The sequence below is a fragment of the Agrobacterium sp. MS2 genome, assembly GCF_003261015.1.
Classification (GTDB): Bacteria; Pseudomonadota; Alphaproteobacteria; order Rhizobiales; family Rhizobiaceae; genus Agrobacterium; species Agrobacterium pusense.
Map to the genome: position 1 here is coordinate 1 of NZ_QLNF01000051.1, position 3,808 is coordinate 3,808.

3 protein-coding genes are annotated in these 3,808 nt (G+C 59.4%); 2 read left to right on the forward strand and 1 reads right to left on the reverse strand.

Going from position 1 to position 3,808, the window contains the following annotated elements:
• Positions 1–275: 275 nt before the first annotated feature.
• A complete protein-coding gene (locus DOU54_RS15345) occupies positions 276–1,415 on the forward strand; it encodes a glutathione-independent formaldehyde dehydrogenase (protein WP_113731543.1) in 1,140 nt (379 codons plus the stop codon).
• Between the two features lie 31 nt (positions 1,416–1,446).
• Positions 1,447–2,043, forward strand: coding sequence for a type 1 glutamine amidotransferase domain-containing protein (locus DOU54_RS15350; RefSeq protein WP_113731544.1), 597 nt, complete (start codon positions 1,447–1,449; stop codon positions 2,041–2,043).
• Between the two features lie 226 nt (positions 2,044–2,269).
• On the opposite strand, the gene DOU54_RS15355 is transcribed toward DOU54_RS15350, so the two are convergent.
• Positions 2,270–3,808, reverse strand: a 1,539-nt coding sequence (locus DOU54_RS15355) for an excinuclease ABC subunit UvrA (RefSeq protein ID WP_146617376.1), incomplete at its 5' end; no start/stop codon positions are given.

Sequence of the window (3,808 nt, forward strand, 5' to 3'; positions counted from 1 at the left end):
TGTGTCGCGACGTAACGGCACCATTGGTTCGCGGGAGATTCTTGAGCACATCAATTTGGCGCGTTATTCGGCCGTTCTGGCCCAGTCATTCAGAAAACCGCCGTGAATCGATCCCAGGATGGCTTGACGGGAAGGAACCTCTCAGGTCGCAGAACGTTCAGGAAACTGAGATCACTTGGAAGGGTGCGATGTCCCCAGCCGTTGCGATGGAACGGATCATCACCAAGCTCTCGATTTGATGACGCATTGGGAAGAGCTCCGAAAGGAAAATATCCATGAAAGCTGTCGTGTACAATGGGCCCAAAGATGTTTCTGTCAATACCATCGACGATCCCAAGATCGAGAAACCGACTGATGTGATCATTCGGGTGACCACCACCAACATTTGCGGGTCTGATCTTCACATGTACGAGGGCCGGACCAGCTTCGAGAAGGGCAGGGTCTTTGGTCACGAAAACCTTGGCGAAGTCATCGAGGTCGGCGCTGCCGTAGATCGTATCAAGAAGGGCGATCGCGTGTGCATGCCGTTCAACGTCGGTTGCGGTTTCTGCGAAAATTGCGAACGCGGTTTGACAGGTTTTTGCCTCACGACCAACCCTGGAACCGCCGGGGCAGCGTATGGCTTTGCCGAGATGGGTCCGTGGCAAGGTGGTCAGGCCGAGTTGATGCGCGTTCCTTATGCGGACTTCAATTGTCTGAAGCTGCCTGAGGACGCCAAAGAGAAGGAGGACGACTATGTCATGCTCTCCGACATCTTCCCGACAGGTTGGCATGGCGTCGAACTGTCCGGTTTCCTGCCCGGCGAAAGCATCGCGATCTACGGCGCCGGTCCGGTGGGTTTGATGGCCGCGCACTCAGCTCAAATCCGCGGTGCCGCTCAGATCTTCGTGGTCGATTCTCACGATGACCGCCTGAAACTGGCCGAGGCGATGGGCGCTATTCCGATCGACATGCGCAAGGGCGATCCCGCCCAGCAGATCCTTGACGCGACCGGCGGTCTCGGGACCGACCGGGGGGTCGAGGCGGTAGGTTATCAGTGCTGCGATCGCCACGGCAAGGAGCGCAGCAATTACACGATGAACTGCCTCGTTAAAAGCACAAAGGCCACCGGCGGAATCGGCGTTGTCGGCGTGTTCGTTGCGGAAGACCCGAACGCGCCCGACGATCTCCAGAAGGAAGGCAAGATGGCGTTCGACTTCGGCAACTTCTGGTTCAAGGGCCAGAAGATCGGCACCGGACAATGTAATGTAAAGCATTATAACCGGCGGCTGATGAACCTTATCGAGCATGGCCGGGCCAATCCTGCCCAAATCATCTCGCACCGACTGTCGCTCGATCAGGCGCCAGACGCCTACAAGCATTTCGACGAGCGCGATGCTGGTTGGACGAAGGTCGTGCTCAAGCCGGGCACCTGACCTTAGTCTTCGACGGAATAGGAGATAAATTATGACTTTGGAAGGCAAATCAGTTGCCATTCTGATCGCACCCCGCGGGACGGAAGAACCAGAATTCTCGAAGCCCAAGCAAGCTGTCGAGGACGCTGGTGGCAAAGTGACCGTGGTCAGTTTTGAACCGGGCAAGGCTCGCACAGTCAATAGCGATCTTGACGAGGGCGGCAGCTATACTATCGACAAGACGTTTTCCGAGGTCAAAGCCGACGATTTCGACGGACTTGTTGTGCCCGGAGGGACTGTCGGTGCCGACAAGCTGCGCGGCAGCGTGGAGGCAATTGGTTTCATCCGGGCTTTCTTCGATCAGAAAAAACCTGTTGCGGCTATATGCCATGCACCCTGGACATTGATCGAGGCGGGGGTGCTTAAAGGTCGCACCTTGACGTCCTACCCGACGCTGAAGGTCGATATCGAGAACGCCGGCGGTGCATGGACCAATGAGGAAGTCGTGGTCGACAACGGCCTTGTTACCAGCCGCGATCCCAATGATTTGCCCGCCTTCTGTGCCAAACTCGTTGAGGAAATCGCAGAAGGTGTGGGCGCAGCGCTCGCAGCAGGGAATAAAGACGGGGCGTTTCGACGAACCATGTGAGGGCCCTCTCCCTGGAGAAGGTCCGCACAAAGCAAGCGTGGCTGATGGCCAGCGATTGGCCGTCCGCCACGCCGCGTATCACACGAACACGGCGCACCTGACGGGCACCCAAACCTTAAGCCGCGTCAACCGCGGTGACATCGCCGGATCCCGCTTCGAGATTCGACCCATTCCAACGTTGGTTGAGATGCACCTGATCGAACGTGCGTTCGGCCAGATTCACGACCTACAGCGCCGCCTTGAGATAGCGGGCGGTGAGACTGCCTTCCGCTTCCGCAACGACGCCAGGGACGCCGCTGGCAACGATACGGCCGCCATCTTCCCCGGCCCCCGGTCCCAGATCGATGATCCAATCCGCCTGTGCGATGGCGCGCATATCATGTTCGACGACTACGACCGTATTGCCGACGTCGACGAGGCCCTGCAGGTGTTGCATCAGCCGGTCCGCATCGGAGGGGTGAAGCCCCGAAGTTGGCTCGTCGAGGATGTAGATAGTGTTGGCGCGTTGAGCGCGTTGCAGTTCAGTCGCTAGCTTGATGCGCTGCGCCTCGCCGCCCGACAACTCGGTCGCCGGCTGTCCGAGCCTCAGATAGCCGAGACCGATCTCCCGCAGCACATCGAGGGAGCGCATCACAGATGCCTCGCCAGCGAAGAAGTCGCACGCATCGTCGACCGTCAGTTCGAGCACCTGGGCGATATTGCGCCCGTTCCATTCGACTTCGAGTGTTTCCGGGTTGTAGCGAGAGCCATGACAGGTCGAGCACGGCGCAAAAACGCTCGGCAGGAACAGCAGCTCCACCATGACGTATCCTTCGCCCTCGCACACCGGGCAGCGACCTTGCGCGACGTTGAACGAGAACCTGCCCGGGCTGTAGTGTCGCCGGCGGGCGAGCGGCGTATCAGCAAAGATCCTTCGCACATGGTCGAACATGCCGCTGTAGGTGGATAGATTCGAGCGCGGCGTGCGGCCGATCGGTTTCTGATCGACCCGCACCAGTCTGCGAACATGCTCCATGCCTGCGACAATGCGTCCTTCAGTATTTTTCTGAGCAACATCGAGCAGCGGATCGATATCCTCATCCTCGGCCATGGGGGAGCCGCCGAGGTGTTCCGTGACAAGCTCAGGCAGGGCCTGACTGACAAGACTGGATTTGCCCGATCCCGAAACGCCGGTGACAGCGGTAAAGCACCCGATGGGAAATTCGACGTCGAGCTCGTGGAGATTGTTACGTCTGACCCCTTCCAGGCGAAGCCATGCCTTGGGATCGCGGGGTGCGCGCTCACTGCGGAGCGGCTCTGCGAACAGGTAGCGGCGGGTGATCGAAGTCTCGACGTCGGCAAGCCCCTCTATCGGGCCGCTGTAGAGGACTTCACCGCCCTTTTCCCCGGCTCCTGGTCCAACATCGACGAGCCATTCGGCGTGGCGGATTACGTCGAGATCATGTTCGACGACAAACAGAGAGTTGCCCGCCGCCTTAAGACGCTCAAGGATAGTGAGCAAGGCCTCGCCATCCGCCGGGTGCAATCCCGCCGAAGGCTCGTCAAGCACATAGACCACGCCGAAAAGCTGTGACGACAATTGGGTGGCAAGGCGCAAGCGCTGCAGCTCTCCCGAGGAGAGTGTCGGGGTGCTGCGGTCGAGCGAAATGTAGCCAAGGCCAAGATCGATCAGCGGCTCGAGCCGCTCGATCAATTCGCAGGCAAGGCGTTGGGCGGCGACCCGCTTTTCGTCGGAGAGATTGGGCGTGCGGCGCACGTCGGCCGC